At 71.4% G+C, this 25821-nt stretch carries 24 protein-coding genes and 1 pseudogene; 12 read left to right on the top strand and 13 right to left on the bottom strand.

The genetic code is table 11. The annotated features are described in order from the left end of the window. Positions 1-672, top strand: a 672-nt coding sequence (locus tag ACTIFU_RS05725; protein ID WP_439577330.1) for a uroporphyrinogen decarboxylase family protein, incomplete at its 5' end; no start/stop codon positions are given. A gap of 24 nt (positions 673-696) precedes the next feature. On the opposite strand, the gene ACTIFU_RS05720 is transcribed toward ACTIFU_RS05725, so the two are convergent. Then, positions 697-1026 (bottom strand): TIGR02300 family protein, encoded by a 330-nt coding sequence (locus ACTIFU_RS05720; RefSeq protein ID WP_439577329.1) that lies wholly within the window; start codon positions 1024-1026, stop codon positions 697-699. Positions 1027-1156: 130 nt separating this feature from the next. On the opposite strand from ACTIFU_RS05720, the gene aroA reads away from it, so the two are divergent. The 3 genes from aroA (at position 1157) to rpsA (ending at position 5057) form a co-directional block, all read left to right on the top strand. After that, positions 1157-2497, top strand: a complete 1341-nt coding sequence (gene aroA / locus ACTIFU_RS05715) for a 3-phosphoshikimate 1-carboxyvinyltransferase (protein ID WP_439577328.1) — start codon at positions 1157-1159, stop codon at positions 2495-2497. Next, positions 2494-3129, top strand: a complete 636-nt coding sequence (cmk, locus tag ACTIFU_RS05710; protein ID WP_439577327.1) for a (d)CMP kinase — start codon at positions 2494-2496, stop codon at positions 3127-3129. Before aroA ends, cmk begins: the two co-directional genes overlap by 4 nt. A gap of 209 nt (positions 3130-3338) precedes the next feature. Beyond that, positions 3339-5057, top strand: a complete 1719-nt coding sequence (gene rpsA / locus ACTIFU_RS05705; protein ID WP_439577326.1) for a 30S ribosomal protein S1 — start codon at positions 3339-3341, stop codon at positions 5055-5057. Between the two features lie 244 nt (positions 5058-5301). Here the strand turns inward: rpsA and ACTIFU_RS05700 are convergent, their stop codons facing one another. The 4 genes and pseudogenes from ACTIFU_RS05700 to ACTIFU_RS05685 form a co-directional block, all read right to left on the bottom strand. Next, positions 5302-5499: a hypothetical protein gene (locus ACTIFU_RS05700; RefSeq protein WP_439577325.1), complete on the bottom strand. Its 198-nt coding sequence runs from the start codon at positions 5497-5499 to the stop codon at positions 5302-5304. Between the two features lie 72 nt (positions 5500-5571). Then, positions 5572-5814: pseudogene (locus tag ACTIFU_RS05695) on the bottom strand (integrase core domain-containing protein); the annotation flags it as partial. Further along, positions 5784-6383: a flavodoxin gene (locus ACTIFU_RS05690; RefSeq protein WP_439577324.1), complete on the bottom strand. Its 600-nt coding sequence runs from the start codon at positions 6381-6383 to the stop codon at positions 5784-5786. The pseudogene ACTIFU_RS05695 and the gene ACTIFU_RS05690, both read right to left, overlap by 31 nt. 210 nt (positions 6384-6593) lie before the next feature. Further along, positions 6594-7751 carry an aldo/keto reductase gene (locus ACTIFU_RS05685; protein ID WP_439577323.1) on the bottom strand — a complete coding sequence of 386 codons (1158 nt, stop codon included), beginning with the start codon at positions 7749-7751 and terminating at the stop codon, positions 6594-6596. A 140-nt stretch (positions 7752-7891) separates the two neighbouring features. Here ACTIFU_RS05685 and ACTIFU_RS05680 point away from each other — a divergent pair, with 140 nt between their 5' ends. Then, positions 7892-8785, top strand: coding sequence for a LysR family transcriptional regulator (locus ACTIFU_RS05680; RefSeq protein WP_439577322.1), 894 nt, complete (start codon positions 7892-7894; stop codon positions 8783-8785). Between the two features lie 250 nt (positions 8786-9035). Here ACTIFU_RS05680 and ACTIFU_RS05675 read toward each other — a convergent pair whose 3' ends face one another. Continuing rightward, positions 9036-9764 (bottom strand): hypothetical protein, encoded by a 729-nt coding sequence (locus ACTIFU_RS05675; RefSeq protein ID WP_439577321.1) that lies wholly within the window; start codon positions 9762-9764, stop codon positions 9036-9038. Positions 9765-9928: 164 nt separating this feature from the next. Here ACTIFU_RS05675 and ACTIFU_RS05670 point away from each other — a divergent pair, with 164 nt between their 5' ends. From ACTIFU_RS05670 to ACTIFU_RS05655, 4 genes are all read left to right on the top strand, one after another. Then, a complete protein-coding gene (locus tag ACTIFU_RS05670; protein ID WP_439577320.1) occupies positions 9929-11839 on the top strand; it encodes a potassium transporter Kup in 1911 nt (636 codons plus the stop codon). Positions 11840-11915: 76 nt separating this feature from the next. Continuing rightward, on the top strand, positions 11916-13313 hold the full coding sequence (gene leuC, locus ACTIFU_RS05665; RefSeq protein WP_439577319.1) for a 3-isopropylmalate dehydratase large subunit: 1398 nt from the start codon (positions 11916-11918) through the stop codon (positions 13311-13313). Positions 13314-13315: 2 nt separating this feature from the next. Next, complete coding sequence (gene leuD, locus ACTIFU_RS05660; RefSeq protein ID WP_439577318.1) at positions 13316-13951, top strand: 3-isopropylmalate dehydratase small subunit; 636 nt, start codon at positions 13316-13318, stop codon at positions 13949-13951. A 205-nt stretch (positions 13952-14156) separates the two neighbouring features. Further along, positions 14157-14441, top strand: coding sequence for a hypothetical protein (locus ACTIFU_RS05655; protein ID WP_439577317.1), 285 nt, complete (start codon positions 14157-14159; stop codon positions 14439-14441). On the opposite strand, the gene ACTIFU_RS05650 is transcribed toward ACTIFU_RS05655, so the two are convergent. Genes ACTIFU_RS05650 through ACTIFU_RS05640 form a run of 3 tightly spaced genes read right to left on the bottom strand, consistent with a single transcriptional unit; the run spans position 14368 to position 18747 of the window. Continuing rightward, positions 14368-15288: a 4-(cytidine 5'-diphospho)-2-C-methyl-D-erythritol kinase gene (locus ACTIFU_RS05650; RefSeq protein WP_439577316.1), complete on the bottom strand. Its 921-nt coding sequence runs from the start codon at positions 15286-15288 to the stop codon at positions 14368-14370. The genes ACTIFU_RS05655 and ACTIFU_RS05650 overlap by 74 nt on opposite strands. A gap of 2 nt (positions 15289-15290) precedes the next feature. After that, on the bottom strand, positions 15291-17048 hold the full coding sequence (locus tag ACTIFU_RS05645) for a tetratricopeptide repeat protein (RefSeq protein ID WP_439577315.1): 1758 nt from the start codon (positions 17046-17048) through the stop codon (positions 15291-15293). 58 nt (positions 17049-17106) lie between these two features. Further along, a complete protein-coding gene (locus ACTIFU_RS05640) occupies positions 17107-18747 on the bottom strand; it encodes an electron transfer flavoprotein-ubiquinone oxidoreductase (protein ID WP_439577314.1) in 1641 nt (546 codons plus the stop codon). A gap of 59 nt (positions 18748-18806) precedes the next feature. On the opposite strand from ACTIFU_RS05640, the gene ACTIFU_RS05635 reads away from it, so the two are divergent. The 3 genes from ACTIFU_RS05635 (at position 18807) to moaB (ending at position 22132) form a co-directional block, all read left to right on the top strand. Further along, positions 18807-19619, top strand: a complete 813-nt coding sequence (locus ACTIFU_RS05635) for a uracil-DNA glycosylase (protein ID WP_439577313.1) — start codon at positions 18807-18809, stop codon at positions 19617-19619. A gap of 119 nt (positions 19620-19738) precedes the next feature. Further along, entirely contained in the window at positions 19739-21547 is a 1809-nt protein-coding gene (locus tag ACTIFU_RS05630; RefSeq protein ID WP_439577312.1) for a transglycosylase SLT domain-containing protein, read from the top strand. 39 nt (positions 21548-21586) lie between these two features. Continuing rightward, on the top strand, positions 21587-22132 hold the full coding sequence (moaB, locus tag ACTIFU_RS05625; RefSeq protein ID WP_439577311.1) for a molybdenum cofactor biosynthesis protein B: 546 nt from the start codon (positions 21587-21589) through the stop codon (positions 22130-22132). A gap of 19 nt (positions 22133-22151) precedes the next feature. Here moaB and ACTIFU_RS05620 read toward each other — a convergent pair whose 3' ends face one another. The 4 genes from ACTIFU_RS05620 to ACTIFU_RS05605 are packed head-to-tail and all read right to left on the bottom strand — an operon-like array spanning position 22152 to position 25803. Beyond that, positions 22152-23321, bottom strand: a complete 1170-nt coding sequence (locus ACTIFU_RS05620; RefSeq protein ID WP_439577310.1) for a mandelate racemase/muconate lactonizing enzyme family protein — start codon at positions 23319-23321, stop codon at positions 22152-22154. A gap of 36 nt (positions 23322-23357) precedes the next feature. Then, positions 23358-24167 (bottom strand): SDR family NAD(P)-dependent oxidoreductase, encoded by an 810-nt coding sequence (locus tag ACTIFU_RS05615; RefSeq protein ID WP_439577309.1) that lies wholly within the window; start codon positions 24165-24167, stop codon positions 23358-23360. Then, the gene (locus tag ACTIFU_RS05610) at positions 24164-24835 is read right to left on the bottom strand and encodes an SDR family NAD(P)-dependent oxidoreductase (protein WP_439577308.1); all 672 of its coding nucleotides are present in this window, start codon (positions 24833-24835) and stop codon (positions 24164-24166) included. Before ACTIFU_RS05610 ends, ACTIFU_RS05615 begins: the two co-directional genes overlap by 4 nt. Beyond that, complete coding sequence (locus tag ACTIFU_RS05605) at positions 24835-25803, bottom strand: Bug family tripartite tricarboxylate transporter substrate binding protein (protein ID WP_439577307.1); 969 nt, start codon at positions 25801-25803, stop codon at positions 24835-24837. The genes ACTIFU_RS05610 and ACTIFU_RS05605 overlap by 1 nt, the downstream gene beginning before the upstream one ends. Positions 25804-25821 lie beyond the last annotated feature (18 nt).

Below are 25821 nucleotides of genomic sequence, written 5' to 3'. Positions count from 1 at the left end.
GCGATCCGCCGGCGGCGCGCGCGGCTCGGCCCGGACGTGCCGATCCTCGATACCGGCTTCGATCCGTTCCAGCAGGTGATGCGCAAGGCGGGCTACGACCGCGCGCGCGTGGTGTTCGCGCACCCGGAGGCAGCGACGGAGATGCTGGAGGCCGTCTGCGCGACCATGGAGGACTTCATGGCCGCGCTGCGCGACGCCGGCTGCGACGGCATCTTCTTCTCGATCAACGGCGCGATCACCGGCGGGTCGCGCGCGGTCGATCAGGCGACCTACGAGCGCCTCATGCGGCCCTATGATCTCCGCATGCTGGCCGCGATGGCGCCGATGGTGCGCATCCTGCACGTGCACGGCGCGCCGGTGGATGTGACGCGCGTGCTCGACTACCCGATCGAGGCGCTCTCGGTCAGCGACCGGCTGGCGGGCAATCCCTCGATCGCGGAGCTGCGCAGGCTGACCGACACGTGCCTGATGGGCGGGGTGAACGAGGTGCTGATCACCGAGCGCGGGCCGGACGCGCTGCGCGCGGAAGTGCGCGACACGGTGCGGCAGAACGGCGGGGCCGAGCGGCTGATCATCGCGCCGGGCTGCACGATCCCGACGCAGACCCCGTCCTTCCTGCTGCGCGCGATGGTGGAGGCGACAAAGGCGCTGGCGCTGCCGCGCGCGGCGTAGCGTTGGCGGCAGCGGAACGGCCGGTCAGCGCTCCTCCTCGTCGCTGCCCGGCTCGACTTCGATCTCGGCGCCGAGATCGTCCTCGCCCTCGAGGTCGTCGGCATCCTCGATCACCGCGTCGTCGTCGGCCTCCTCGACCTCAACCTCGATCTCGGCCTCCTCCAGCGCTGGCGCGGCGGCGACGCGCTTCGGCTTGGCCCGGTCCTCGGCGCCGCCGGGGCGACGGAAGCGCGGCTGCTCGGCCGGCTGCTCGGTGCCGCATTTCGGGCACGCCGCGGGGCTGCGCATCAGGTCGTAGAACTTGGCGCCGCAGGCCACACAGGTGCGCTTCAAGCCCAGTTCGACCTTCGCCATCGAGACACTCCGCCTGGTTCGGCCGCCGCGCGGAACGGCGGGGCCGCGCGAATGCCAGAGCCCGCCTGCCCTGTCAAATGCCCTGCCGCGATGCTAGAGCGCGCGCCCGAGCATGACCCGGAGAGGCAGGATGACCGAGACCGCCAGGCCGATGACCGCCCGCGCCGCCGCCGGCCCGCTCTCGGGCAGCGTGCGTGTGCCGGGCGACAAGTCGATCAGCCACCGCGCGCTGATGCTCGGCGCGCTCGCGGTCGGCGAGACGCGGATCGCCGGCCTGCTCGAGGGCGAGGACGTGCTCTGCACGGCGGCCGCGATGCGCGCCCTCGGCGCCGAGGTCACGCGCACCGGCGAGGGGGGCTGGACGGTGCGCGGGCGCGGCGTGGGCGGGCTCGCCGAACCGGACAGCGTGCTCGACATGGGCAACTCGGGGACGGCGGCGCGGCTGCTGACCGGCATCATCGCCGGCCACCCGATCTTCGCCGTGATCACCGGCGACGCCAGCCTGCGCCGCCGCCCGATGAAGCGCGTCACCGACCCGCTCGGCCAGTGCGGTGCGGCGTTCTGGACCCGCGAGGGCGGGCGGCTGCCGCTCGCGATCCGGGGGGCCGCCGATCCGATGCCGCTCGACTACACGCTCCCGGTGGCCTCGGCGCAGGTGAAGTCGGCCGTGCTGCTGGCCGGGCTCTGCGCGCCGGGGATCACGCGCGTGGTGGAGCCGCACGGCACACGGGACCACACCGAGACCATGCTGCGCGGCTTCGGCGCCACCGTGGACGTGGACCGCCGAGAAGATGGCGGCCGCGAGATCCGGCTCACCGGCCAGCCGGAACTCACCGGACGCAGCGTGACGGTGCCGGCCGATCCGTCCTCGGCGGCCTTCCCCGCCGTCGCCGCGCTGATCGTGCCTGGCTCCTCGGTGACGCTGGAGGGGGTGGGCATGAACTCGCTCCGCGCCGGGCTCTACACGACGCTGAGGGAGATGGGCGCGGATATCGAGATCGGGGCCGAGCGCGACGCGGCCGGCGAGCCGGTCGCCGACCTGACCGTCTCCTCCTCGCCGCTGACCGGCGTCGATGTCCCGGCCGAACGCGCGCCGAGCATGATCGACGAGTTCCCGGTGCTCGCGGTCGCCGCCGCCTGTGCTGAGGGGACCACGCGGATGCGCGGGCTTGCCGAGCTCCGGGTGAAGGAGAGCGACCGGCTCGCTGCGATCGCCGGCGGGGTCGAAGCCTGGGGGGCGTTGGTGGAGATCGCCGGCGTTGATCTCGTGGTGCATGGCACCGGCGCGCCGCCGCGCGGCGGCGCCACCATCGCCACCCATTTGGACCACCGCTTCGCCATGGCCTTCCTGGTGCTCGGCCAGGTCACCGCCGAGCCGGTGACCATCGACGATGGCGGCTTCATCGACACCTCGTTCCCTGGCTTCGCGGAGCTCATGCGAGAGCTCGGGGCGACGATCGAGCCAGCGTGACGCCATTGGTGATCGCGATCGACGGCCCGGCCGCCGCCGGCAAGGGCACGCTCGCCCGGCGGCTCGCCGCGCATCTCGGCCTGCCCTATCTCGACACGGGCCTGCTCTACCGCGCGGTCGGGCGGCGCGTGCTCGACCGCGGCGCCGATCCGCGCGACGCCGCGATCGCCGAGGCCGAGGCGCGCGCGCTCGACCCGGCCGATCTGGACCGGCCGGATCTGCGAGGACCGGCGGCCGATGCCGCCGCCTCCGCCGTCGCCGCAATCCCGGCGGTGCGCGCGGCGCTGCTGGAGTTCCAGCGCAGCTTCGGCCGTGCCCGCGGCGCCGTACTGGACGGGCGTGACATCGGCACGGTCGTGTTCCCCGACGCCGCGGTGAAGCTGTTCGTCACCGCCTCGCCCGAGGAACGCGCCCGCCGCCGGTTCTTCGAACTGCGCGGCCGCGGCATCGCCGCCGACCCCGACCAGGTGCTCGCCGAGATCCGTGACCGCGACGCGCAGGACGCCAACCGCCCCGTGGCGCCGCTGAAACCTGCGCCCGACGCCATCCGGATCGACACCACCTCCCTCGACGCCGATGCCGCCTTCGCCGCCGCGCTTGGCGCAATCGAGCGCCGGCTCGCCCCGCCCTGACCGGCGTCGCGTCTGAAATCGCTTGACTTTGCCATCATCCGGCCGTTCCTGACGCGTCAACGGGCAGTGCGGCCATTGGCCCCCGCCCGCCACTCGCAATCGGCCCGGGCAATCCCGGGCAAGCCGTGCCCGGCCCCGCCATCGATGGCCCGACCCGGGGGCGCAGACCGCCGTCGCGCGTTCGCGACGACAGGAAGAGCACGCACCGCATGGCACAAACGGCCACCGTCCCGGCCGAGACCGAGGACTTCGCCGCCCTTCTCGATGCCACGCTCGGCACCGACAGCGGCTTCGACGGCTCCGTCATCACTGGACGGATCGTCCGGATCGAGGGCGATACCGCCGTCATCGATGTCGGGCTGAAGTCGGAGGGCCGGGTCGCGCTGAAGGAGTTCGCCGCCCCGGGCCAGAAGCCCGAGGTGAAGCCCGGCGACCTCGTCGATGTCTATGTCGAGCGCTACGAGGACCGTGACGGCTCGATCATCCTCTCGCGCGAGAAGGCCCGCCGCGAGGAGGCCTGGACCAATCTCGAGAAGGCGTTCCAGGCGCAGGCTCGTGTGAACGGCGTGATCTTCGGCCGGGTGAAGGGCGGCTTCACGGTGGATCTCGGCGGCGCGGTCGCGTTCCTGCCGGGCAGCCAGGTGGATATCCGCCCGGTGCGCGATGTCGGGCCCCTCATGGGCTCGCCGCAGCCATTCCAGATCCTCAAGATGGACCGCTCGCGCGGCAACATCGTCGTCTCCCGCCGCGCGGTGCTCGAGGAGACGCGCGCCGAGCAGCGCGCCGAGCTCGTCCAGGGCCTGAAGGAAGGCCAGATCCTCGACGGCGTGGTGAAGAACATCACCGACTACGGCGCGTTCGTGGACCTGGGCGGCGTGGATGGGCTGCTGCACGTCACCGACATCGCCTGGCGGCGCATCAACCATCCGTCGGAGGCGCTGCAGGTCGGCCAGACCGTCAAGGTGCAGGTGATCCGCTTCAACCCGGAGACCCAGCGCATCAGCCTCGGCATGAAGCAGCTGATGGCCGATCCGTGGGACGGCGTGACCGCGAAGTACCCGGTCGGCGCCAAGTACACCGGCCGCGTCACCAACATCACCGACTACGGCGCCTTCGTCGAGCTCGAGCCGGGGGTCGAGGGTCTGGTGCACGTCTCGGAGATGTCCTGGACCAAGAAGAACGTGCACCCGGGCAAGATCGTCTCGACCAGCCAGGAGGTCGAGGTGATGGTGCTCGACGTGGACGGCGTGAAGCGCCGCATCTCGCTCGGGCTGAAGCAGTGCCTGCGCAACCCCTGGGAGGAGTTCCTCGAGAAGCATCCCGTGGGTTCAACCGTGCAGGGCGAGGTGCGCAACATCACCGAGTTCGGCCTGTTCATCGGTCTGCCCGGCGACATCGACGGCATGGTGCACCTCTCGGACCTCGCCTGGGACGAGCCCGGCGAGGTCGCGATCCAGAAACACTCCAAGGGCGACATGGTCGAGGCCAAGGTGCTCGACGTCGATGTCGAGAAGGAGCGGATCAGCCTCGGCGTGAAGCAGCTCACCTCCGACCCGGCGGCCGGCGTGCTCGACCGGCTCCAGAAGGGCCAGGTGGTGACCGGCATCGTCACCGCGGTGCAGGGCAACGGCATCGAGGTGAAGGTCGACGAGACCCTGACCGGCTTCATCCGCAAGGCCGACCTCGCGCGCGACAAGCAGGACCAGCGGCCCGACCGGTTCGGCGTCGGCGACAAGGTGGACGCCAAGATCATCGCGATCGAGCGCGCCTCGCGCCGGCTGTCGCTGTCGATCAAGGCGCGCGAGATGGAGGAGGAGAAGCAGGCGATGGCCGAGTTCGGCTCCTCCGACTCGGGCGCGTCGCTGGGCGACATTCTCGGTGCCGCGATCCGGCGGCGCAACCAGATGGCGAGCGAAGGCAAAGAATAGCACCATCGGGAGACAAGGGCCAATGGCCCTTGTCCCCCGCGGGTTTCCTTGGGGCCGAAGGCCCCGGACCGGACTGGCTGTCCGGCGCCAGCGGCGTTTCGGCAAGCCAGCGCCGCACAGCATCCATCACCGCCCCCGTCGCCGCCCCCTTCCTCATTCCGCCCGACCCGTCGCTCGGTACGAACCCGAAGTGAAGGCCGGGAACGCGCAACGAGAGTGCGATGGTTGGTCGGAACCGGTCCCATCATGATGGCCGGCCCGACATGCGCGCCCTCGGCGCGCGCAGCCCCAGGCGCGCGCCCTCCGCTGCGAACAGCCGGCCGCGCCCGCATGTCCAGGCCGCCGCCTGCACCTCGGGATCGAGCGCGGCCTGCGTGCTCAGCAGGCGCGCGATGGGCCGCCGCCCAAGGCGCGACAGTTCCAGGCTGGACTGACCTGCCACCGGCTCTTCATCCAGTGGCGGTCAGAGTCTTGGCGGGTTGGGCGCCGTGCGGCGCGGTGAGAGTAGCGGCTAGGCTGCGGGCGTGACGTAGCCCAGCGCCGAATGCGGGCGCTGGCGGTTGTAGTCAGCGACCCAGGCGGCGATCTTGGCACGACATTCTGCGACGTCGCCGCCGATCACGGGTCCTTCCGATACGCGCCCATCGACGTCATTGCGCCATCGCTCAGGACCGCCTGAAAGCAGTCGCCCCTTTCTCCTGATCCTGACGGACGCGATTGAGTTGCCTATCTGCGGATTCGGACACTGCCGAGCCACTCCCTCACCTGGTCGCGGGTGCGCCGCTCCTGATCCGCCTCCATGGAGAAGGGTTCGACAAGGTTGGCCCGTGGCGCGCGCTCGGCCACCACGCTCAGGCTGCTGCCCAGCCCATACCCGCCATGGGTGATGAACGGGACAAGCGTTTTGGCCGATAGTTCGTGCCGCGACAGGAACGACCTGATCACCGAAGGCGCCGTCATTCCCCAGATCGGGAAGCCCAGGAACACCGTCCGATAGGCGACGATGTTCGGCGCCAGGGCCGCGAGTTCGGGCTCGAAGCCCGACTGGCGCTCTCGCTCGGCCTGGGCGACCATCTCGTCGTAGTCCTCCGGATAGGCCTCGGCGGTGCGAATCTCGAACAGGTCGGCGTCCAGGGCCCGGCTGATCTGGCGTGCGATGACGCGCGTGTTGCCGGTGCGCGTGAGGTACGCGACGAGCACGTCGCTCGTCCTGCCGGCCTGCTGCGCGTTCGCGGGACCCGCGACGGCGGCAGCGTTCGCGATCATGCCGAGCATCAGCACACCCTCTAGGCCGGCGCGCCGGGTGATGGTCGGAGTGTCGTCCATGAGCTTGTCCTCGCGTCGTGGTGCATGCTCGCGCTTCCGTCCGCGGTCATGGATTCGGTCCACGCCTTGTTCGGGCAGGCCGGCGGGTGCGGCGGGCCGGCGTAGGCTGACGTCAGGCTCGTCGCCTGCGTCCGGCCTGCGGCGGCCGGGCCACGGGTTAAGCGCCTTGATGCGTGTCGTGCCGTGCCGTGCCGTGCGGCGTCGACGGGATCATCTCCTTGGCGGCGCTTCGACGCCCGAAAACACCAGCACCGCGTCCGGCAATCTCGCGCCGCGGATCTCGATGGCCGACACGGCGGCGTTGAGTTCGTCGACCTCGGCAGATGCGAACATGATGTTGGCCGCGCCAATATTGTCGAGCATGTGCGCCATCTGCGTGGTGCCGGGGATGGGCACGATCCACGGCTTCTGAGCCATCAGCCATGCCAGCGCGATCTGGGCGGGCGTGGCCTGCTTGCGTTCGGCCCAGCTCTTTACCAGTCCGACCAGGGCCAGGTTGTTGGGCAGGTTCTCAGGCGAGAAGCGCCCCTCGATCCTGCGGATGTCGCCTTCCGCGAAGCGCGTCCGCGCATCGATGGCGCCGGTCAGGAACCCTACGCCCAGCGGGCTCCACGGCACGAAGCCGATGCCCAGCTCCTCACAAAGTGGGATCACCTCGGCTTCCGGCCCACGCCACAGCATCGAGTATTCGTTCTGCACGGCCGTGACGGGCAATTCCGCATGGGCGCGGCGCAGCGTATCCAGGCCCATTTCGCTCAGGCCCCAGTGCAACACCTTACCCTCGGTCTTGAGATCCTTGATGGCGCCGGCGACGTCCTCGATCGGCACCTGGGGGTCGACGCGGTGCTGATAGAGCAGGTCGATGCGGTCGGTGCGCAGACGCTTCAGCATTCCCTCCACGGCCTGCTTGATGCGAGCCGGCTGGCTGACGAGCCCAGGGCGACGCTCGCCTGTCTCCAGGTCGATGTTCCAGCCGAACTTGGACGTGATCACGACCTTGTCGCGGAACGGTGTGATCGCTTCACCGAGAATCCGCTCGCACTCATGCGGACCGTAGGCCTCGGCGGTGTCGAAGAAGGTGACGCCGCGCTCGAAGGCTGTCCGGATGATGTTGATCATCTCGGGGCGGCTCGGGATCGTGGTCTGGTAGGTGCGGGCCATATTCTGCACGCCGAGGCCGAGGCTGGAGACCTCCATCGTGCCGAGCCTGCGCCGTCCGTTCATGGTCGCCGCAGCGGCCGCGCCGGTGCCTGCCTGCTGTGCGAACGCCTCATTCGTCATGCCGGCGAGCAGGGACGCCGCAGCGAGGCTGCCCGCGGCACCGAGGAAACCCCGTCGGTCGGTGTTTGATCCGCGTGTGCTTGCCATGTCCGTCGTCCTTTGCTGGTCGGGATCAGGGAGGTCGGGTTCGCCGCAACCCGCGTGATGGCTGTTGACCGCAAGCTAGCTCTGCCATCAGCATGCGATTAGCTGCTGAAAGCTGCATGGACCTATCGATGGATCGATGAATGGCCCGCGACGCGGTGAGTAACCTGGTCGCCATTCTGGCTGTGGCGCGCGAGCGCAACTTCACGCGCGCGGCCGCCAAGCTCGGCATATCGCAGTCCTCGGTCAGCCACACCGTGCGCAAGCTCGAAGAGCGGCTGGGCCTGAAGCTGCTCGCGCGCACCACGCGCAGCGTGGCGCCCACCGAGGCGGGCGAGCGGTTGCTCTCGACGGTCGGTCCCTACTTCGAGGCGATCGAGGCGGAGATGGCCGCGCTCAACGAGTTCCGGGCCAAGCCCGCCGGCACGCTTCGGATCACAGCATCGGTCCATGCCGCCGACGCCATCCTGTGGCCCAAGCTCGCCCGCTTCCTTCCGGACTACCCCGACATCAAGATCGAGGTGGTGCTCGACAACGGCTTCACCGACATCGTGGCCGAGCGCTTCGACGCGGGCATCCGATTGGGAGAGCAGGTCGCCAAGGACATGATCGCCGTCAGGCTTGGGCCGGACCTGCGCATGGCCTGTGTGGCCTCGCCTATCTACTTCGCCAGGCACAAGCCGCCGAAGCGACCGCAGGACTTGGTCGAGCACGACTGCATCAACCTGCGCCTGCCCACCTATGGCGGGCTTTATGCATGGCGGTTCGAGAAGGACGGTCGCGCGCTCAATGTGCGCGTCGATGGCCAGCTTACGTTCAATGCGGCGGCGCAGATCTTGACCGCTGCCGTCGAGGGCTTCGGGGTGGCCTTTGTCCTGGAGGAAGCGGCCGCGCCCCATATCGCGGGCGGCCGCCTCCGGCGCGTACTTCCCGACTGGTGCCCGCCGTTTCCGGGCTACCACCTCTACTACCCCAGCCGCCGCCAGTCGTCGCCGACACTCGCGGTACTCGTCGAGGCGCTGCGCTACAGAAGGTGACGCACCGAACGCACAAGCGCCGTGTGGCTGACAGGGGCCGTATCGCCTCGCAAGCCCGAGCTTGGATCGGCTGCGAACGCCCGGACAATCGCGTTTCCCGTTACCCATCGCTGCAGCGGTGGGACGATGCCACCCCTCAGCCTCGATCCTCGCGCGCTTGGCTTCAATCTTACAGTCGTGTTCGACAAAGGAGGACCAATGGCTCTTTCCCCCAACGCCCTATCCCTTCTTTAAACCCACCGTCGCGATTCTATGGGTAGTCGCAGCGCTCCGCGGTCACACTGACGAAGCCGCGCAGATCGGCCTCCGTCACCAGGAACCGATGCTCGTTGGCGCCGCGCACGACCGAGAAGGTCAGCGGCAACTGCCCCGTGGTTTCGGTGCGACCGCCGCCGGGCTGGATCGCGACGATCGTCACCGGCGCCGCAGGGTCGTACCAGGCATGCGGCGCACCGTCCGGGGCACGCGCCGACTGGCCCTCGCCCGTCACCACGATCGCACCCGCAAACGACACCGAAGTCTGCCCGCCGCGGGAGATCGGCGTGGGCAACAGGAACCGGCGCGTCTCCTGGCCGGGATCGCACTTGGTCCCGTCCGTCGCATTGCGCAGCACGAGCGCGAGGCGGTCCGCCGCCAGACCCTCGCCCAAACGCTCCTGGACCTGCATGAACAGCTCGCGCGCGGTCCCGGTCGGCACATCGCGGGCGTAGCGCGCCTCCCACTCGCGCACTCGGCTCTCCGCCTGCTGGCGCAGCGCCTCGGTCTGCGCGAGCTGCTGCTGCAGGGCCGCGATCATGCGCCGCTGCTGCTCGATCTCGCTGCGCAGCCCGTCGGTCTCGATCTGCGCGAGCCGGCTGCCGGATTCGTAGGCGAGCGCGCCCAGCAGCACGAGCCCGCCCAGGATCGCGAGAAAGGTGAACATCCGCGCGCGCCTGCGGCGTCGGTCGGCGCGGCGCGCATCGCGCAACCCGAGGCTCATCGGTCCCCGTCTTCCCCTTGGCCTGTCCGTCGACCCGCTTGTAGCACCCACCCGGCGGGATGGGCACCGGCCGGCCGCACGCGCAACGGCCGCATGCAGCGCAGGCCAGAATCTCGGGAATGGGCTTCCCGACCCCCCGGCCCCCGGGTGTATAGGCCAAGCCCGTGACCACCCCCGAGGGGGGCCAGGCCCCCAACTCCCGGACTCCACAATCGTCGCGCGGCCCCGCCGCGACGACGCTGCTCGCGGTGCTCGGCGTCGTCTACGGCGACATCGGCACCAGCCCCCTCTATGCCATCCGGGCCGCCCTGACGCCGGCTCGCGGCACGGTGGTGGCCCCTGAGGACGTGCTCGGCGTGCTCAGCCTCGTCGTCTGGTCGCTGATCCTGGTGGTGACCGTGAAGTATGTCACGGTGGTGATGCGGGCGGACAACCGCGGTGAAGGCGGCATTCTGGCCCTGATGGCGCTCGCAACACGCAGCCTGCCGGAGGGGAGGATCAAACGCTGGGCGACGCTCACGGGCATCGCCGGAGCCGGCCTGTTCTTCGGCGAGTGCACCATCACTCCGGCAATCTCGGTGCTGTCGGCCTTCGAGGGGCTGGAGGTGGCGGACCCGGCCTTCCAGCGCTTCGTCGTGCCGCTCTCGATCGTCGTGCTGGTCGGGCTGTTCGCGGTGCAGCAGCGCGGCACGGGCAGCGTCGGCACGATGTTCGGGCCGCTGATGACCGTGTGGTTCATCGTCATCGCGGTTCTGGGCGGGCTCGCGATCGCGGCACAGCCGTCGGTGATCGAGGCGGTCAGCCCGCACCATGCGGTGATGTTCTTCGTCCGCCACGGCTTCGAGGCGTTCCTGGTGCTGGGCGCGGTCGTGCTGGCCGTGATCGGCGCGGAGGCGCTGTTCGCCGATCTCGGCCATTTCGGCCGCCGGCCCATCCGCCGGGCCTGGCTCTTCCTCGTGCTGCCCTCGCTCACGCTCAACTATCTGGGCCAGGGCGCGCTGCTGCTGGCCGACCCCTCGGCGATTGCGAACCCGTTCTATCGGCTGGCACCCGAGTGGTTCCGCCTGCCGCTGGTGGCGATCGCCCCCGTGGCGACGATCATCGCGAGCCAGGCCGTGATCACCGGCGCCTATTCGCTGGCGCGCCAGACCATGCAGCTCGGCTTCTGCCCGCGTCTGACGGTGCGCCACACCTCGGGCGAGGAGCGGGGGCAGATCTACCTGCCGCAGGTGAATGCCGGGCTGTTCATCGCGGTGATCCTGCTGGTGCTGGCGTTCCGCAGCGCCGATGGGCTTGCCGGTGCCTATGGGCTTGCGGCGACCGGCACCTTTGCCTGCACCTCCGTGCTCGGGTTCCTGGTGGCGCGGCGGGTGTGGGGCTGGAGCTGGGCGCTCACGGGGTTTGCGTTCGGGTCGTTCCTGGTGATCGATCTCGCCTTCCTGGGCTCGGCGGCGCTGAAGGTCCCTGACGGGGCGTGGTTCACGCTGCTGCTTGGGCTCGCGCTGTTCGCGCTGATGACGAGCTGGAAGCGCGGGCGCGATCTCATCTTCGAGCGCTGGCGCACCGACAGCCTGCCGCTCGCCTCGTTCCTCGCGCGCCTGCCGCAGAGCCGGACGATCCGCGTGCCGGGCACGGCCGCGTTCATGACCGGCAATCCGGACTACGTGCCGAACGCGCTGTTGCACAATCTCAAGCACAACAAGGTGCTGCACGAGCGGGTGCTGTTCATCACCGTGCTGACCGACGACATCCCGGTGGTGCCGCCCGAGCGCCGCGTCCTCGTCGAGCAGCTGGCGCCGGGCATCCACCGGGTGATCCTGCACTACGGCTTCATGGAGAGCCCCAACATCCCGCGCGCGCTGACCGAGCTGAAGAGCCACGGTGTCGATGCGGATCCGATGCAGATCAGCTTCTTCCTCGGCCGCGAGGTGGTGGTGCCGGCGCAGGTGCCGAAGATGCCGCTGTGGCGTCACTGGCTGTTCCTGGTGATGGCGCGCAACGCGGTTCCGGCGACGGAGTTCTTCCGCATCCCCTCGGACCGCGTCGTGGAGCTCGGAGTCCGGGTGGCGATCTAGCCGTGGCGCCGGTCCCGGGAGGGGGGTGCGGGGGGAGGGCCTTCCGGCCCTTCACCCGCAGGATTACATCCTGTGGATGCCCACCCTGTTCGACAAGCTCTGGGACGCTCACCGCATCGCCTCCGCCGGCGGTGGCCAGGACCTGATCCACATCGACCGCATCCTGCTGCACGATCTCTCGGGCGCGCGTGCGCTCGGCGAGGTCGCGGACAAGGGCCATGCGATTCCCTATCCGGAGCTGGCCTTCGCCACCCCCGACCACGCGGTGGCGACCGCGCCGGGCCGCACGGCGGAGACCTTCCCGCGAGGTGGCGCGGGTGTCGCGATGCTGCGCGAGGGCTCGGCGCGTCACGGCATCCGGCTGTTCGATCTCGGCCAGGACGGCCAGGGCATCGTGCACGTGATGGGGCCGGAACTCGGCATCGTGCTGCCGGGGCTGACGGTGGTCTGCGGCGACAGCCACACCTGCACCAATGGCGGGCTCGGCGCGCTCGCCTTCGGCGTCGGCAGTTCGGAGCTCACCCACGCGCTCGCCACGCAGACGCTGAGGCTCGCGAAGCCGAAATCGATGCGTGTCCGGTTCGAGGGCGCGTTCCCGCGCGGCACGACCGCGAAGGACGCGGTGCTGCACGCGATCGGCTGGTTCGGCACCGGCGCGGGCGCCGGCCACGCGATCGAATGGGCCGGCAGCGCGGTGCGCGCGCTCGCGGTCGAGCAGCGCCTGACGCTCTGCAATCTCTCGATCGAGATGGGCGCGCGGATGGGCTTCATCGCCCCCGACGACACGGTGTTCGACTGGATCGCCGGCCGCGACTTCGCGCCCAGCGGGACGGCGTGGGAGGCGGCGCTGGCCGCGTGGCGCGCCCTCTATAGCGACGACGGCGCGCGCTTCGACGCCGACCATGCGATCGATGCCGGCGCGATCGCGCCGCAGGTGACGTGGGGCACGAGCCCGGAGCACGTGATCGCGGTCGATGCGCCGATCCCCTCGCCGGAGGCCGCGCCCGACGAGGCGCGGCGCACGGCGTGGGCGGAGGCGCTCGCGTATCAGGGGCTCGAGCCCGGCCGCCCGCTCGCCGGCACGGCGGTGGACTGGGTGTTCATCGGCTCCTGCACCAATGCGCGGCTGTCGGATCTGCGCGAGGCGGCGGCGATCGTGCGCGGCCGCCGCGTCGCCGAGGGGGTGGCCGCCTGGGTCGTGCCTGGCAGCGTGCGCGTGAAGCGCGCGGCCGAGGCGGAGGGGCTCGATCGCGTCTTCCGCGAGGCCGGGTTCGACTGGCGCGAGCCGGGCTGCTCGCTCTGCGTCGCCGCGAATGGGGAGGCGGTGCCCGCGGGCGCGCGCTGCGTCTCGACCTCGAACCGGAACTTCATCGGCCGGCAGGGCAAGGGGGCGCGGACGCATCTCGCGAGCCCGGCGATGGCGGCGGCAGCGGCCGTGACGGGGCGGATCACCGACATCCGCCAGCCGTTCTGACCATGGAACCGTTCGCCACCGTCACGGGGCCGGCCGCGCCGCTGCTGCGCGCCAATATCGACACCGACGTGATCATCCGCGTCGAGCGCCTGGTCGGCACCACGCGCGAGAGCATGGGCGCGCATGCCTTCGAGATCTGGCGCCTGCGCCCGGACGGCTCGGAGGACCCGGACTTCGTGCTGAACAGGCCCGCGTTCCGGAGTGCGCCGATCCTGCTCGCCGGCCCCAATTTCGGCTGCGGATCGAGCCGCGAGGGCGCGGTCTGGGCGCTTGCCGGGATGGGCGTGCGCGCGGTGATCGCGCCCTCGTTCTCGGACATCTTCCGCACCAACGCCCTCCAGAACGGGCTCTTGCCGGTGGTGCTGGACGAGGCCGCGGTGTGCGCGATCGCCGCTCAGGTGGAGGCCGCGCCGGAGAACGCGCGCGTCACGGTCGATCTCGAGCGGACCCTCGTCATCGCCCCCGACGGCAGCGCCCATTCCTTCGCGATCGACGCGGCACGGCGCGAGGCACTGCTCGCCGGTCTCGACGATATCGGCCTGACGCTGCGCGCGGCCGAGACGATCGCGGCTTGGCAGCGCGCGGACCGCGCGGCAAGGCCCTGGGTTTGGCGCGTCACCGGGCCGGACCGGACATGACCGATCCTTAATTGCCTCGCCGCCGACCGGTAACCCGCCGCAGTGCAACATCCCCTCGTTACGGACGGTGGGCCTTTCCCGGCAGGCCACCGTCTCAAAGGCGGGCCGGCGGCAGACCAACCTCCCAGCCGCCGGCCCGTTTTCTTTTCCGCGCCGCCCGTGGCAGACTGGCGAGTGGGAAAGGGCAAACCTCGATCCTGATGGCGTGAGCAGCGTCGAAATATTCTCGCGGGCCACCGACGACACGCTCTGGGCGGTTGTCGCCACGGTGGCCAAGACCGACCGGATCGCGGAGGTGTTCCGCACGCGCGCCGCTGCGCTGGAGGATTGCGCCTGGCGGCTGCAGCAGGTGCGCGACTACGAGCATCTCCTGCGGCGGAACAAGCAGCCCGTGCCGCACTATTCCGTCGCGCCGATCAGACGGGCGGATCTGCCTCGCCGGTGGCGGCCACTGCCGGCGCTGGGCTTCCTGCACGGCAGCCTGGCGTAGCGGCGAGCCCCGCGGCGACCCACCAGGACGGGTGCGCGGTCCCGAGCAGGGCAGCGGCTCGAGTGGCTGCGCCGTCGTCGTCGAACAGCGCGAAGCAGGTGGCTCCGGAACCGCTCAGCCGCGCGAGTCGTGCCCCGGGCAGGGCGCGGATCGCGGCAAGCACCTCGGCGATCGGCGGGCACAGCGCGATCGCGGCAGGCTCGAGCGCATTGCGGCAGGCCGCGAGGTCGCGCGCCATCGCGGCCGCATCGGGCCACGATGCCGGCAGCACGGCCGGCGCGTCGAACCCGCCGGCCCGCGCAGCGAACACCGCCGCAGTGGCGAGGCCGACACCGGGGTTGGCCAGCAGCAGCCCGAACCTCGGCAGTGCCGGCGCCGCGACCACGCATTCTCCGATCCCGCCCATCCGCGCCGGGCGCGCGTGCACACACACAGGGATGTCCGCGCCGAGGGCCACGCCGATCGCGGCCAGCCGCTCGACTCCAAGACCGAGCCTCCAGAGTCGGTCGAGCGCGCGCAGCGCGGCGGCTGCGTCCGCCGACCCGCCGCCGATCCCGGAGGCGACCGGCAGCGCCTTGGTCAGCGTCAGCCGCGCGCCCTTCGTCGTTGCCGCCGCCGCGGCGAGCCTGCGCGCGGCGCGCAGCACGAGATTGTCCACCCCCGCAAGCGCCGCGCCGAACGGTCCGTCCACGGCGAGCGAGAGCACCTCCGCCGGCTCGGCGCGCAGCGTATCGGCGGCGGCGGCGAACACCACCAGGCTGTCGAGCTCGTGGTAGCCGTCGCCACGCCGGCCCAGCACATGGAGGAACAGGTTGACCTTGGCCTGGGCCGTCTCGGTGACGGTCACGCTCAGCGCGAAGTGGCGGGCGCCTCGCCCTGGGTGTTGCCTGCGGCCACACTCGCCGGCGGCAGCACGAGACCGTGGCGCAGTTTGGCCTCGATCTTCGGGATCTCCTCCGCCTCGGGGCTGAGGCTCAGCGCGCGGCGCCACTGGAACTGGGCCTCGGTGTGCCGCCCGACCATCCAATACGCGTCGCCGAGATGGTCGTTGATCACCGGGTCACGCGGCACGAGTTCCACCGCGCGCTCGAGCCAGCGCACCGCGCCGCGGTAGTCGCCCATGCGGAACAGCACCCAGCCCAGGCTGTCGATGATGTGCCCATCATGCGGGCGGAGTTCCACCGCGCGCTCGATCATCCGCTTCGCGCGCGCGAGCTCGCGGCCCTGATCGGCCCAGGTGTAGCCGAGATAGTTGAGCACATAGGGCTGGTCCGGCGAGAGTTCGAGCGCCCTGAGGAAGTCCGCCTCGGCGCGCGGCCAGTCCTTCGAGCGCTCAAGCGCGATGCCGCGGGCGTAGTAGAGGGTCCATTGCCGCCGCTCGGGCGGCCCGAGCCGCTCGACCGCCCGGTCATAGGCGCGCGCCGCCTCGGCGAAGCGCTGCCGGCCCCGCAGGATATCGCCGAGCCGCGCCAGCGGCTCGGCGCGTGACGGGTCGTCAGCGGCCAGCGCCTCGAGCTCGCCGATCGCCGCATCGGTGCGGTCCATCCGGTCGAGCACCACCGAGAGCCGCACCCGCGCGGCCGGCGCATAGGGGCTGTCGCGACGCACGCGCGCGAGCACGCCGGCGGCCGCCTCGTAGCGCCGGTCTCCCTCGAGCAGGTCCGCCACCATCAGCTTGGCGGCCGGGAAATCGGGCCGCAGCAGCAGCGCGACGCGCAGCAGCAGCAGCGCGAACTCGCTTGCCTCCTGCTGGCGCAGCGCGCCGCCGAGGGCCAGCAGCGCCTCGGCCATGCCGTCGGCCGCGGACGTGACCGGACGGCGCTCAAGCTCGCGCGCAAGCCGCGCCTCGACCATGGCGATGTCGTCCGAGCCGGTCGCGATCTCGGCGAGCAGCCGCCGCGCGTCCTCAAGCCGGCCCTGGCGCGCCGCGAAACTCGCCTGGATCTCCACCCCGCGGAGGCTGGCCCCGCCCTCCGCGACCGCGAGCCCGTACCAGCGCTCGGCCTCGGCCGGGCGCCCGGCAAGATCGGCGATCAGGCCGGCATGGAGCGCGAAGGCGCCCCTGAACCGCGCCCCCTCGGCCAGCGGGCGCAGCGTCGCGAGTGCGGGCTCCCACTGGCCGCGCCCGGCCAAGGCCCAGGCCAGCATCAGCGGCTGGAGAAGCTGTCCTGCCCCCTGACGCGGCAGCGCTCGCATCCGCTGCTCCACCGGCTCGAACCGGCCCTCGCGCGCCTCCGCCGCGGCCACCACCAGGGTCGCGAGCATCGAGGTCGGCTGAAGCTGAAGCACGCGCCGGGCGAGCGGGGCCGCATCGCGTCCATCGGCCAGCGCGGCGTGGAAGGCGCGGGTCAACAGTTCCGGGCTGGCCGGGTCGGCGTCGAGGGCGCGCTCGAAGAACCGCGCCGCCGCCACGGTGTCGGTCTCGGAGGCGGCAAAGCGGCCGGCGAGATAGTTGCCGTAGGCCCCGGTCGGCTGGAAGCGCCCCTCGCGAATCGGCAGCGGGCCGGAACTGCCGGCGGGCAGGCCGGACGCGCAGGCCGCAAGCAGCGCCAGAGGCAGCATCGCGACGCGGGAGAGCGTGCGCGGCGAGTGGTCCCGGTCGGGCATGGCGGCAGAGTATCGCAGCGCCGGAGCGCGCGCCACCGGGACGCGACCCCACGGCCGGTCACATCGAGGCATAGACCGGCCCGCCGCCGCCCTCGGGCGTGACCCAGGTGATGTTCTGCTTCGGGTCCTTGATGTCGCAGGTCTTGCAGTGCACGCAGTTCTGGGCGTTCACCACCAGCCGTGGCTGGCCCTCCTCGACGCCGACGAACTCGTAGACGCCGGCCGGGCAGTAGCGCGCCTCCGGCCCGCCATAGCGGGCGAGGTTATGCTCGACTGCGATCGACGGGTCGGCCAGGTGCAGATGGCTCGGCTGATCCTCCTCGTGGTTGGTGCTGGAGAGGAACACCGAGGAGAGCCGGTCGAAGGTCAGCACGCCATCGGGCTTCGGGTAGTCGATGCGCGGCGCCGAGGCCGCGTCCTTCAGGCTGGCGTGGTCGGGGTGATGCCCGAAGGTCCACGGTGCCTTGCCGCGCAGCACGTAGGTGTCGAGCCCGGCATAGGCGAGCCCGCCCCAGAGGCCGAGCTTGGCGAAGGCGGGGCGGATGTTGCGCGCGCGGGCGAGCTCCTGATGCACCCAGGAGCGTTCGAGCGCGGACGGATACGACTCCAGCACGTCGGGCTTCGCGCCCGCGAGCGCCTCCGCCGCCGCCTCGGCGGCCAGCATGCCGGACTTCATTGCGGTGTGGCTGCCCTTGATCTTCGGCACGTTGAGGAATCCCGCACCGCAGCCGATCAGCGCGCCGCCGGGGAACACGAGCCGGGGAATCGCCTGGAGCCCGCCCTCGTTCAGCGCGCGCGCGCCATAGGCGATGCGCTTCGCCCCCTCGAAGTGGGGCCGGATCGCCGGATGGGTCTTGAAGCGCTGCATCTCCTCGAAGGGCGAGAGCCACGGGTTCGGATAGTCGAGCCCGACCACGAAGCCGTAGGCCAGCAGGTTCTCGCCCCAGTGGTAGAGGAACGAGCCGCCATAGGTGTCCGAGGCAAGCGGCCAGCCGATCGTGTGCAGGATCAGCCCGGGCTGGTGCGTCTCCTTCGGTACCTCCCAGAGCTCCTTGATGCCGATCGCGTAGGTCTGCGGCTGGCGACCCTCGCGCAGGCCGAACTTCCGCTCGAGCTGCTTGGTCAGGCTGCCGCGGCAGCCCTCGGCGAACAGGGTGTAGGCGGCGCGGAGCTCCATGCCGGGCTGGTAGGACGGCTTGCGGCTGCCGCCCTTCGCGATGCCCTGATCGCCGGTCGCGACCCCGACCACGCGCTCGCCCTCGAACAGCACCTCGGCGGCGGCGAAGCCGGGATAGATCTCCACCCCCAATGCCTCGGCCTGTTCGCCGAGCCAGCGGCAGACCTGGCCGAGCGAGACGATCCAGTTGCCCCTGTTGTGCATCTGCGGCGGCGTGGGCAGGCGGATCGCGCGTTTCGCCGTGAGGTAGAGGAAGCGGTCCTCGCGCGCCGGGGTGTCGATCGGCGCGCCGAGCGCCTTCCAATCGGGCAGCAACTCGTCGAGCGCGCGCGGCTCCAGCACGGCACCAGAGAGGATGTGCGCGCCGACCTCCGCGCCCTTCTCCAGCACGCAGACGCTGATCTCGCGCCCGGCCTGGCCGGCGGCCTGCTTCAGCCGGATCGCGGCGGCGAGCCCGGCAGGCCCGGCCCCCACGATCACCACGTCGAACTCCATCGCCTCGCGCTGCATCGCTTCCCCCATGGCTCGACGCCAGAGATAGGGGCATCCTGCACGCCGGGCGAGGGAATAGGGAGTGCGACGTGGACGCGGCGATGCGGTCCGAGCTCAGGGCGGCGCTGGCCTTGCAGCTGGCCTGGGGCGCGGACGAGGCGCTGGAGGAGGTGGCGCAGGACCGGCTGGCCGAGCCGCCGCCGCGCCGGGCCGCGCCGGCCGTGCGCGCACCCGCCGCACCTCACGCCGCGGCGCCGACCCCGGCGATCGGCGCCGTGGCGCGTGCCGAGGCCGTCGCCGAGGCGTCCGAGACCCTCGCCGCGCTGCGCGCCGCACTCGCCGCGTTCGACGGCTGTGCGCTGCGCGACACCGCGACCAGCCTGGTCTTTGCGGACGGAGATCCTTCCGCACCCGTGATGCTGATCGGCGAGGGCCCGGGTGCGGAGGAGGACCGCGAGGGCCTGCCCTTCGTCGGCCCGTCGGGGCGATTGCTCGACCGCATGCTCGCGAGCATCGGCCTCTCGCGGCGCTCGGGAGGAGTCTACATCACCAACGTGCTGCCGTGGCGGCCGCCCGGCAACCGCAACCCGACCGATGCCGAGGTCGCGCTGTGCCTGCCATTCCTGAGGCGACACATTGCCCTGGCGCGACCGCGCTTGGTCGTCCTGCTCGGCGGCGTGCCGGCGCGCGGGCTGCTCGGCGCACGCGAGGGCATCACACGATTGCGTGGACGATGGCGCGATCTCGACGTTCCGGGCCTCGATGCGCCGATCCCGACCCTGCCGACGCTGCATCCGGCCTATCTGCTGCGCAACCCGGGAGCGAAACGAGACGCCTGGAACGACCTGCTGTCGCTGCGGCGCCGCCTCGATTCCACCGCGCCACAGATGCGGCAGAACTAAGGCACACGAGGATCGCCCCCGAGCCTGTTGATCCTGCGTAGGGCATCTCGCAACGCGGGATTCGTCGCGCATATCGGCGTGGACGAGATGGTTGACGCTCGGTTAACGCAGTCCTTGCCATGCAAGGAACCGAGGGAGCATGGGGCCGCGGTCGCACCGCGGGCCTGATCTGGGGGGCGGCATTCCTGGCACTGGTCGGCCTGTCGGGCACTGCCCGCGGGAACGACCAGGTGGCCTTCGCGGTGCCACGACCGAGCTTTGGTGGCATGCCCGGCCTGCCGAGCGTGCTTGGTCCCGCCGATGCAGCCCTCTACCGCCGCATCTTCGCCGCCCAGGTGAACGGCCGGCTTGCCGCGGCGGATGCCGATATCGCCCGCCTCTCCGATCGCCTGCTGATGGGCCACGTCCTCGCCGACCGGCTGCTCGGGCCGCACACGCGTGCCCGGCCGGAGGAGCTGTCGGCCTGGCTCGAGGCCTATGCCGACCATCCGGACGCGCCGCGCATCCACCGCCTGCTGCGCCTGCGCGCGCCACGCGGCACGACCCTGCCGACCCTCGCGGAGGTGAGCGAGCTCCCCGCGGCCGAAACGCCGCCTGAGGAAATCGACCCGGGCGCGCGCGCCTTCTCGCGCAACCCCGCACTCGACCGTACCGTGCGCCAGCACATCCGCGCCGAGGAGTTCCCGCGCGCGATCGGCGCGATCCGCGGCGCCGGCCGGATCGATGCCGCCTATGCGGCGAGCCTGCACGCCGAGGTCGCGCGCGCGCTGTTCCTGCGCGGCCTGGACGAGCAGGCGCTCGGCGAGGCGCGTGCGGCGATCCGCAGTTCGCCGAAGGTGGCCGAGGCGCAGTGGTTCGCCGGGCTCGCGTCCTGGCGGCTCGGCCGGATCGATGCCGCGCGGCGGCATTTCGAGGCGACCGCGCGGGCCGAGATCGGCTCCTCGGCGCGTCGTGCCGCCGGCGCGTTCTGGACCGCACGCGCAGCTTTGCGCCAGCGTGACCACCGGAACTACGTGCCGTGGCTGCTCGAGGCGGCGCAGTCCTCGCGCAGCTTCTACGGCCTGCTCGCGCGCCGCGCGCTCGGAATCCCCTGCGGATTCGCCTGGGAGCGCGACACGCTGGGCGAGAACGAAGCAGCCCTGCTCGCCGAGACGGCGCAGGGGCTGCGCGCGCTGGCGCTGTTGCAGATCGGCCAGACCGAGCGGGCGGAGGCGGAACTGCGCCGCCTCGCGCCCTCCGCCCACGACAACCCCTCGCTCGCGCGCGCGCTGCTCGTCGTGACCAGCCAGTCCGGCATGGCCGAGCTCGCGATGCGGATCGCGCCGCTGGTCGAGAGCCGCGACGGGCGGCCGCGCGACTACGCGCGCTTCCCGCTGCCGCACTGGCGCCCCGACGAGGCTGCGGTCGATCCGGCGCTGGTGATCGGCATGGCGCGGGTCGAGAGCAATTTCGACGCCTCCGCGGTCAGCCGGGCCGGCGCGCGCGGCGTCATGCAGATCATGCCGCTGACCGCGAGCTACGTTGCCGGCCGGCCGGAACTTGCCGGTCGGCAGCGCCACCGGCTGCACGACACCGAGCTCAATCTCGAGATCGGCAGCCGCTACATCGCCTATCTCGCGCGCCACCCTGAGGTGAGTGGCGACCTCCTGCGCCTGATCGCGGCCTACAACGCCGGCCCCGGCAACGTGGCGCGCTGGAACGGGACGATGTCCTACGGCAACGATCCCCTGATGTTCCTGGAAACGATCCCGATCCACGAGACGCGCGCGTATGTGCAGCGGGTGCTCGCGTTCAGCTGGATCTACGCGAGCCGGATGGGTCGGCCCGCTCCGTCGCTGGATGCTCTCGCCGCCGGACGCTGGCCGCGCTACCATGGTCCCGAGGAGATCACCGCCCGGGATCCCGGCGGCGCAGCGCGCTTGCATTGAGGCGCTCCGCCTCGGCTCCCCGGCTGAGGGACCAGCTTCATGGCACGTATCGACGAGAGCCGCCCATTCGTCGCCGTCAATATCGCCGTGCTGACCATCTCGGACACCCGCACGCCGGCCACCGACACCTCGGGCGACACGCTGGCGGAGCGGATCCAGGGGGCCGGGCACCGCGTGGTCGCGCGCAGCATCGTCCGCGACGAGGTCGCGGCGATCGAGGCGCATCTGCGCGACTGGATCGCCGATGCCGGGATCGACGTGATCATCACCACCGGCGGCACCGGCATCACCGGCCGCGACGTCACGCCCGAGGCGTTCGAGCGCGTGATCGAGAAGCGGATCGAGGGGTTCGGCGAGTTGTTCCGGATGCTGAGCTACCAGAAGGTCGGCTCGTCCACCATACAATCGCGTGCGCTGGGCGGCGTGGCGCACGGCACCTATCTGTTCGCCCTGCCCGGCTCACCCTCCGCCTGTCGCGATGCCTGGGACGACATCCTGCGCCTCCAGCTCGACAGCCGCCACCGCCCCTGCAACCTGGTCGAGCTGATGCCGCGGTTGCAGGAGCACATGAAGGCTGCCGAGTAGGAACCGATGCGCTGACGGGTCATTCGGCCAGCGCGCGCATCTCCGCGTAGAGATCCGACTTCCCCTCGAAGCCGATGCCCGGCAGGTCGGGCAGGGTGACGTGCCCGTTCTCCACCCGCACGCCGTCAGGGAAGCCGCCATAGGGCTGGAACAGGTCGGGGTAGCTCTCGTTGCCGCCGAGGCCGAGGCCCGCGGCGATCATCAGCGACATCTGATGGCCCCCGTGCGGGATGCAGCGCCGCCACGACCAGCCGCACTCCGTCAGCACCGCGAGCGTGCGCTGGTACTCGCAGAGCCCGTAGGAGAGGGCGCAGTCGAATTGCAGCCAGTCGCGATCCGGGCGCATCCCGCCGTAGCGCAGCAGGTTGCGCGCGTCCTGATGGCTGAACAGGTTCTCGCCCGTCGCCATCGGCCCCGGGTGGAACGGCGCGAGTGTCGCCTGGAGGTGGAAGTCGAGCGGGTCGCCCGCCTCCTCGTACCAGAACAGCGGATAGTCGGAGAGCGCCTTGGCGTAGGCGATCGCGGTCTCGAGGTCGAAACGTCCGTTCGCATCGACCGCGAGCTGGGCCTTGCCGTCGAGCTCGGCCAGCACGGCCTCGATCCGCGCGCGATCCTCGGCGAGCGATGCCCCGCCGATCTTCATCTTCACCACCGTGTAGCCGCGGTCGAGGTAGCTCCGCATCTCGGCGCGCAGTGCCGAGTTGTCCTTGCCCGGGTAGTAGTAGCCGCCGGCGGCATAGACGAACACGCGGGGGTTCGCCTCGATGCCGTGACGGTCCGCGAGCAGCCCGAACAGCGGCTTGCCTGCGATCTTCGCGACCGCATCCCAGATCGCCATGTCGAGCGTGCCGACCGCGACCGAACGGTCGCCGTGCCCGCCCGGCTTCTCGTTGGCCATCATCGCCGCCCAGCAGCGATCGGGGTCGAGGTTCCCGCCGGTCGCGTCGAGCAGCGAGCCGGGATCGGCGTTCAGCAGACGCGCGGCGAAGCGCTCGCGGATCAAGCCGCCCTGGCCGTAGCGGCCGTTCGAGTTGAACCCGTAGCCGACCACGCGCTTGCCGTCGCGCACGACGTCGGTGACGACGGCGACAAGGCTCGTCGTCATGGTCGAGAAGTCGATATAGGCGTTGCGGATCGCCGAGCCGATCGGCCTGGTGCGTTCCTCGACCGCGACGATGCGGGGCGCCATGCTGTGTCTCCTCAATCCGTCGATCGACTCCGGGTTTCAGTCCGCGCCGTGTTCCGCCTGCGCGAACTTCGCCTGAAGCCGCGCACGCATCCAGGCGATTCCCCCGGCCGTCAAGCCTCCGTCGGCCGCGATCTCCGCTCCGGTGACGAACGAGGCCTGCGGCGCGGCGAGGAACGCGACGACCTCGGCGATCTCCTCCGCCCGCGCCTCGCGGCCGAGCGGGATCGCGGCACGGTTCGCCGCCAGGTGCCCGGGCGGGCCGGCCTCGGTCATCGGCGTCGCGATGGTCGCGGGATGCACCGCGTTGACGCGGATGTTCGACGTGACCAGTTCGAGCGCGGCCGCGCGCAGCAGCCCGCGCAGCCCCCATTTCGAGGCGGTGTAGGCAGCGTCGCCATGCGCCGTCAGCCCGGCGGTGGAGCCGACGAGCACGATCGCGCCGCCGGTCGGGCGCATCAGCGGCGCGGCGGCGCGGATGCCGAGGAACGCGCCGGTGAGGTTCACGTCGAGCACACGGCGCCAGTCGTCCGGTGTCGCGTCCACCACGCCCTTGCGCAGAATCACCGCGGCATTGCTGACCAGGATGTCGAGGCGGCCGAATTGCGCCGCGATCGTGCCGCACGCCGCCTGCCATGACGCCGCGTCGGTGACGTCGAGCGGCAGCGCGAGGACCGTGTGGCCGGCGTCGCGCAGCCGTGTCGCGAGCGCCTCACATTCGCGCGCGCGGATGTCGCCGAGCGCGACCGCGGCACCGCGTCGCGCGAGCAGCGCCGCGATCGCCGCGCCAAGCCCTCCGGCAGCACCAGTCACCAGCGCGACCTGGCCGCCCAACGACGCTGCGGTCACAGCGAGGCTCCGCCGCAGACCACGATCTGCTGGCCAGTGATTGCGCCGGCCTCGGCCGAGAGCAGGAACGCGGCGAGCGCCGCGATCTCCTCGGTCCGGATGAAGCGGCCGATCGGTGGCAGCTTCGGAGCAACGCCGGTGCGCGCGGGATCGGCGAGCATCGGCGTGTCGGTCGCGGCCGGTGCGATCACGTTCACCGTGATGCCGCGCGGCGCGAGTTCGGCGGCCCAGGAGCGCGCGAGCCCGATCAGGGCGGCCTTGCTCGCGGCGTACTGGCTGCGGCCCGCCGCGCCGGATGCCGTGCGGCTGCCGATCAGCACGATCCGTCCGCCTGCGGGCAGGCGCGGTACGAGCGCATCGGCAAGCGCCTCCGCCGCCGCGACGTGCAGCCGCCACATCGCCGCGCCAGCCTCCGCATCCAGCGCGCCGAGCGGCGCCACGCGCAGCACGCCCGCGGCGTGCACCAGCGCCGTGACGCCATCGAGACGGCCGAGCAGGTCCCTGAGCCGCGCCGCGTCGGTCAGGTCGAGCTGGTGATGCGCGCAACCCGGCGCATCGCGCGGTGCCGGGGTGAGATCGAGGCCGGTGACGCGCCACTGATCGGCCAGCAGCCGCGTGGCGATCGCCGCGCCGATCCCCGAACTCGCCCCGGTCACCAGCGCATGCATCAGGCCGGCTTGAAGTTCACGCTCGCCAGCAGTTCGCGCGCGCGCTTCTCCTCCGAGACCATGAAGGCGCGCGCCTCATCCGCGCTCTCGGTCACCGGCTCGACCAGCCGCGAGGTGAGCCACTGGCGCGTCTCGGCCTCGCGCATCGCATCCGCCATCAGCGTGTTCACGCGACCCTTGATCTCGGCCAAGGTGCCCTTGGGCGCCCATATCCCGTACCAGGAGTTGAACACGAAGTCGCCGAGGCCGGACTCGCCCATGGTCGGCAGCTCCGGTGCGAGCTCGGACCGTTGCGCCGAGGCGATGCCGAGCGCCTTGGCGCGACCAGCGCGCGCCGCCGGCAGCAGCGCGAAGGCCGGGTCGATCAGCAGCTGCACGTTGCCGCCCATGATGTCGGTCAGCGCCGGCTGCGTGCCGCGATAGGGCGCCATCTCGATATTCGCGCCGCTGCGGCGGTTGAACTCGATCGTGGCGAGATGTCCGGCCGAGCCGACCGAGGTGATCGCGAAGGTCCAATCGGCCGGCTTGGCCTTGGCGGCGGCGACCACCTCGGCGACGGTGGTCTGCGGCCGATCCGGCGTCATCACCATCACCAGGGGTGCCACGCCTGTGCGCGCGACCACGTCGAGATCCGACATCGGATCGAACGGCAGGTTCGGCGTCACCAGGTGCAGCACCACCGTGTTGAAGGCCGAAGCAAGCAGCGTGTAGCCGTCGTTCGCTGCCTGCACGACATGGCTCGTGCCGACCACGCCGTTGCCGCCGACCCGGTTCTCCACCACCGCGGTGGCGCCGAGCTTGTCCTGGAGCCGCTGCGCGAGCATCCGCCCGAGCAGGTCGTTCACCGCGCCGGGCGGGAAGGGCACGATCACGCGGATCGTGCGGCCGTGCGGCCAGCCCTGCTGGGCGCGGATGGCGGGGGCAGCGAGCGTGGCCGCGCCGGCGGCAAGCAGTGTGCGCCGAAGCATCGGTCGTTTCTCCCTGGT

The sequence above is a fragment of the Elioraea sp. genome (genome assembly GCF_051860475.1).
Taxonomy (GTDB): domain Bacteria; phylum Pseudomonadota; class Alphaproteobacteria; order Acetobacterales; family Acetobacteraceae; genus Elioraea.
Note: the sequence above shows the minus strand (reverse complement) of the source record. Positions and strands in the feature narration are given on the sequence as shown.

What these genes read in the sequence shown, in the direction of transcription:
- ACTIFU_RS05645 (WP_439577315.1), bottom strand. Translation starts at nt 17,048, where the DNA reads ATGCCCGACCGGGACCACTCGCCGCGCACGCTCTCCCGCGTCGCGATG.
- ACTIFU_RS05680 (WP_439577322.1), top strand. Translation starts at nt 7,892, where the DNA reads ATGGCCCGCGACGCGGTGAGTAACCTGGTCGCCATTCTGGCTGTGGCG.
- ACTIFU_RS05690 (WP_439577324.1), bottom strand. Translation starts at nt 6,383, where the DNA reads ATGGACGACACTCCGACCATCACCCGGCGCGCCGGCCTAGAGGGTGTG.
- leuC (WP_439577319.1), top strand. Translation starts at nt 11,916, where the DNA reads ATGCCCACCCTGTTCGACAAGCTCTGGGACGCTCACCGCATCGCCTCC.
- moaB (WP_439577311.1), top strand. Translation starts at nt 21,587, where the DNA reads ATGGCACGTATCGACGAGAGCCGCCCATTCGTCGCCGTCAATATCGCC.
- leuD (WP_439577318.1), top strand. Translation starts at nt 13,316, where the DNA reads ATGGAACCGTTCGCCACCGTCACGGGGCCGGCCGCGCCGCTGCTGCGC.
- ACTIFU_RS05605 (WP_439577307.1), bottom strand. Translation starts at nt 25,803, where the DNA reads ATGCTTCGGCGCACACTGCTTGCCGCCGGCGCGGCCACGCTCGCTGCC.
- ACTIFU_RS05720 (WP_439577329.1), bottom strand. Translation starts at nt 1,026, where the DNA reads ATGGCGAAGGTCGAACTGGGCTTGAAGCGCACCTGTGTGGCCTGCGGC.
- rpsA (WP_439577326.1), top strand. Translation starts at nt 3,339, where the DNA reads ATGGCACAAACGGCCACCGTCCCGGCCGAGACCGAGGACTTCGCCGCC.
- ACTIFU_RS05610 (WP_439577308.1), bottom strand. Translation starts at nt 24,835, where the DNA reads ATGCATGCGCTGGTGACCGGGGCGAGTTCGGGGATCGGCGCGGCGATC.
- ACTIFU_RS05685 (WP_439577323.1), bottom strand. Translation starts at nt 7,751, where the DNA reads ATGGCAAGCACACGCGGATCAAACACCGACCGACGGGGTTTCCTCGGT.
- aroA (WP_439577328.1), top strand. Translation starts at nt 1,157, where the DNA reads ATGACCGAGACCGCCAGGCCGATGACCGCCCGCGCCGCCGCCGGCCCG.
- ACTIFU_RS05630 (WP_439577312.1), top strand. Translation starts at nt 19,739, where the DNA reads ATGCAAGGAACCGAGGGAGCATGGGGCCGCGGTCGCACCGCGGGCCTG.
- ACTIFU_RS05640 (WP_439577314.1), bottom strand. Translation starts at nt 18,747, where the DNA reads ATGGGGGAAGCGATGCAGCGCGAGGCGATGGAGTTCGACGTGGTGATC.
- ACTIFU_RS05675 (WP_439577321.1), bottom strand. Translation starts at nt 9,764, where the DNA reads ATGAGCCTCGGGTTGCGCGATGCGCGCCGCGCCGACCGACGCCGCAGG.
- ACTIFU_RS05620 (WP_439577310.1), bottom strand. Translation starts at nt 23,321, where the DNA reads ATGGCGCCCCGCATCGTCGCGGTCGAGGAACGCACCAGGCCGATCGGC.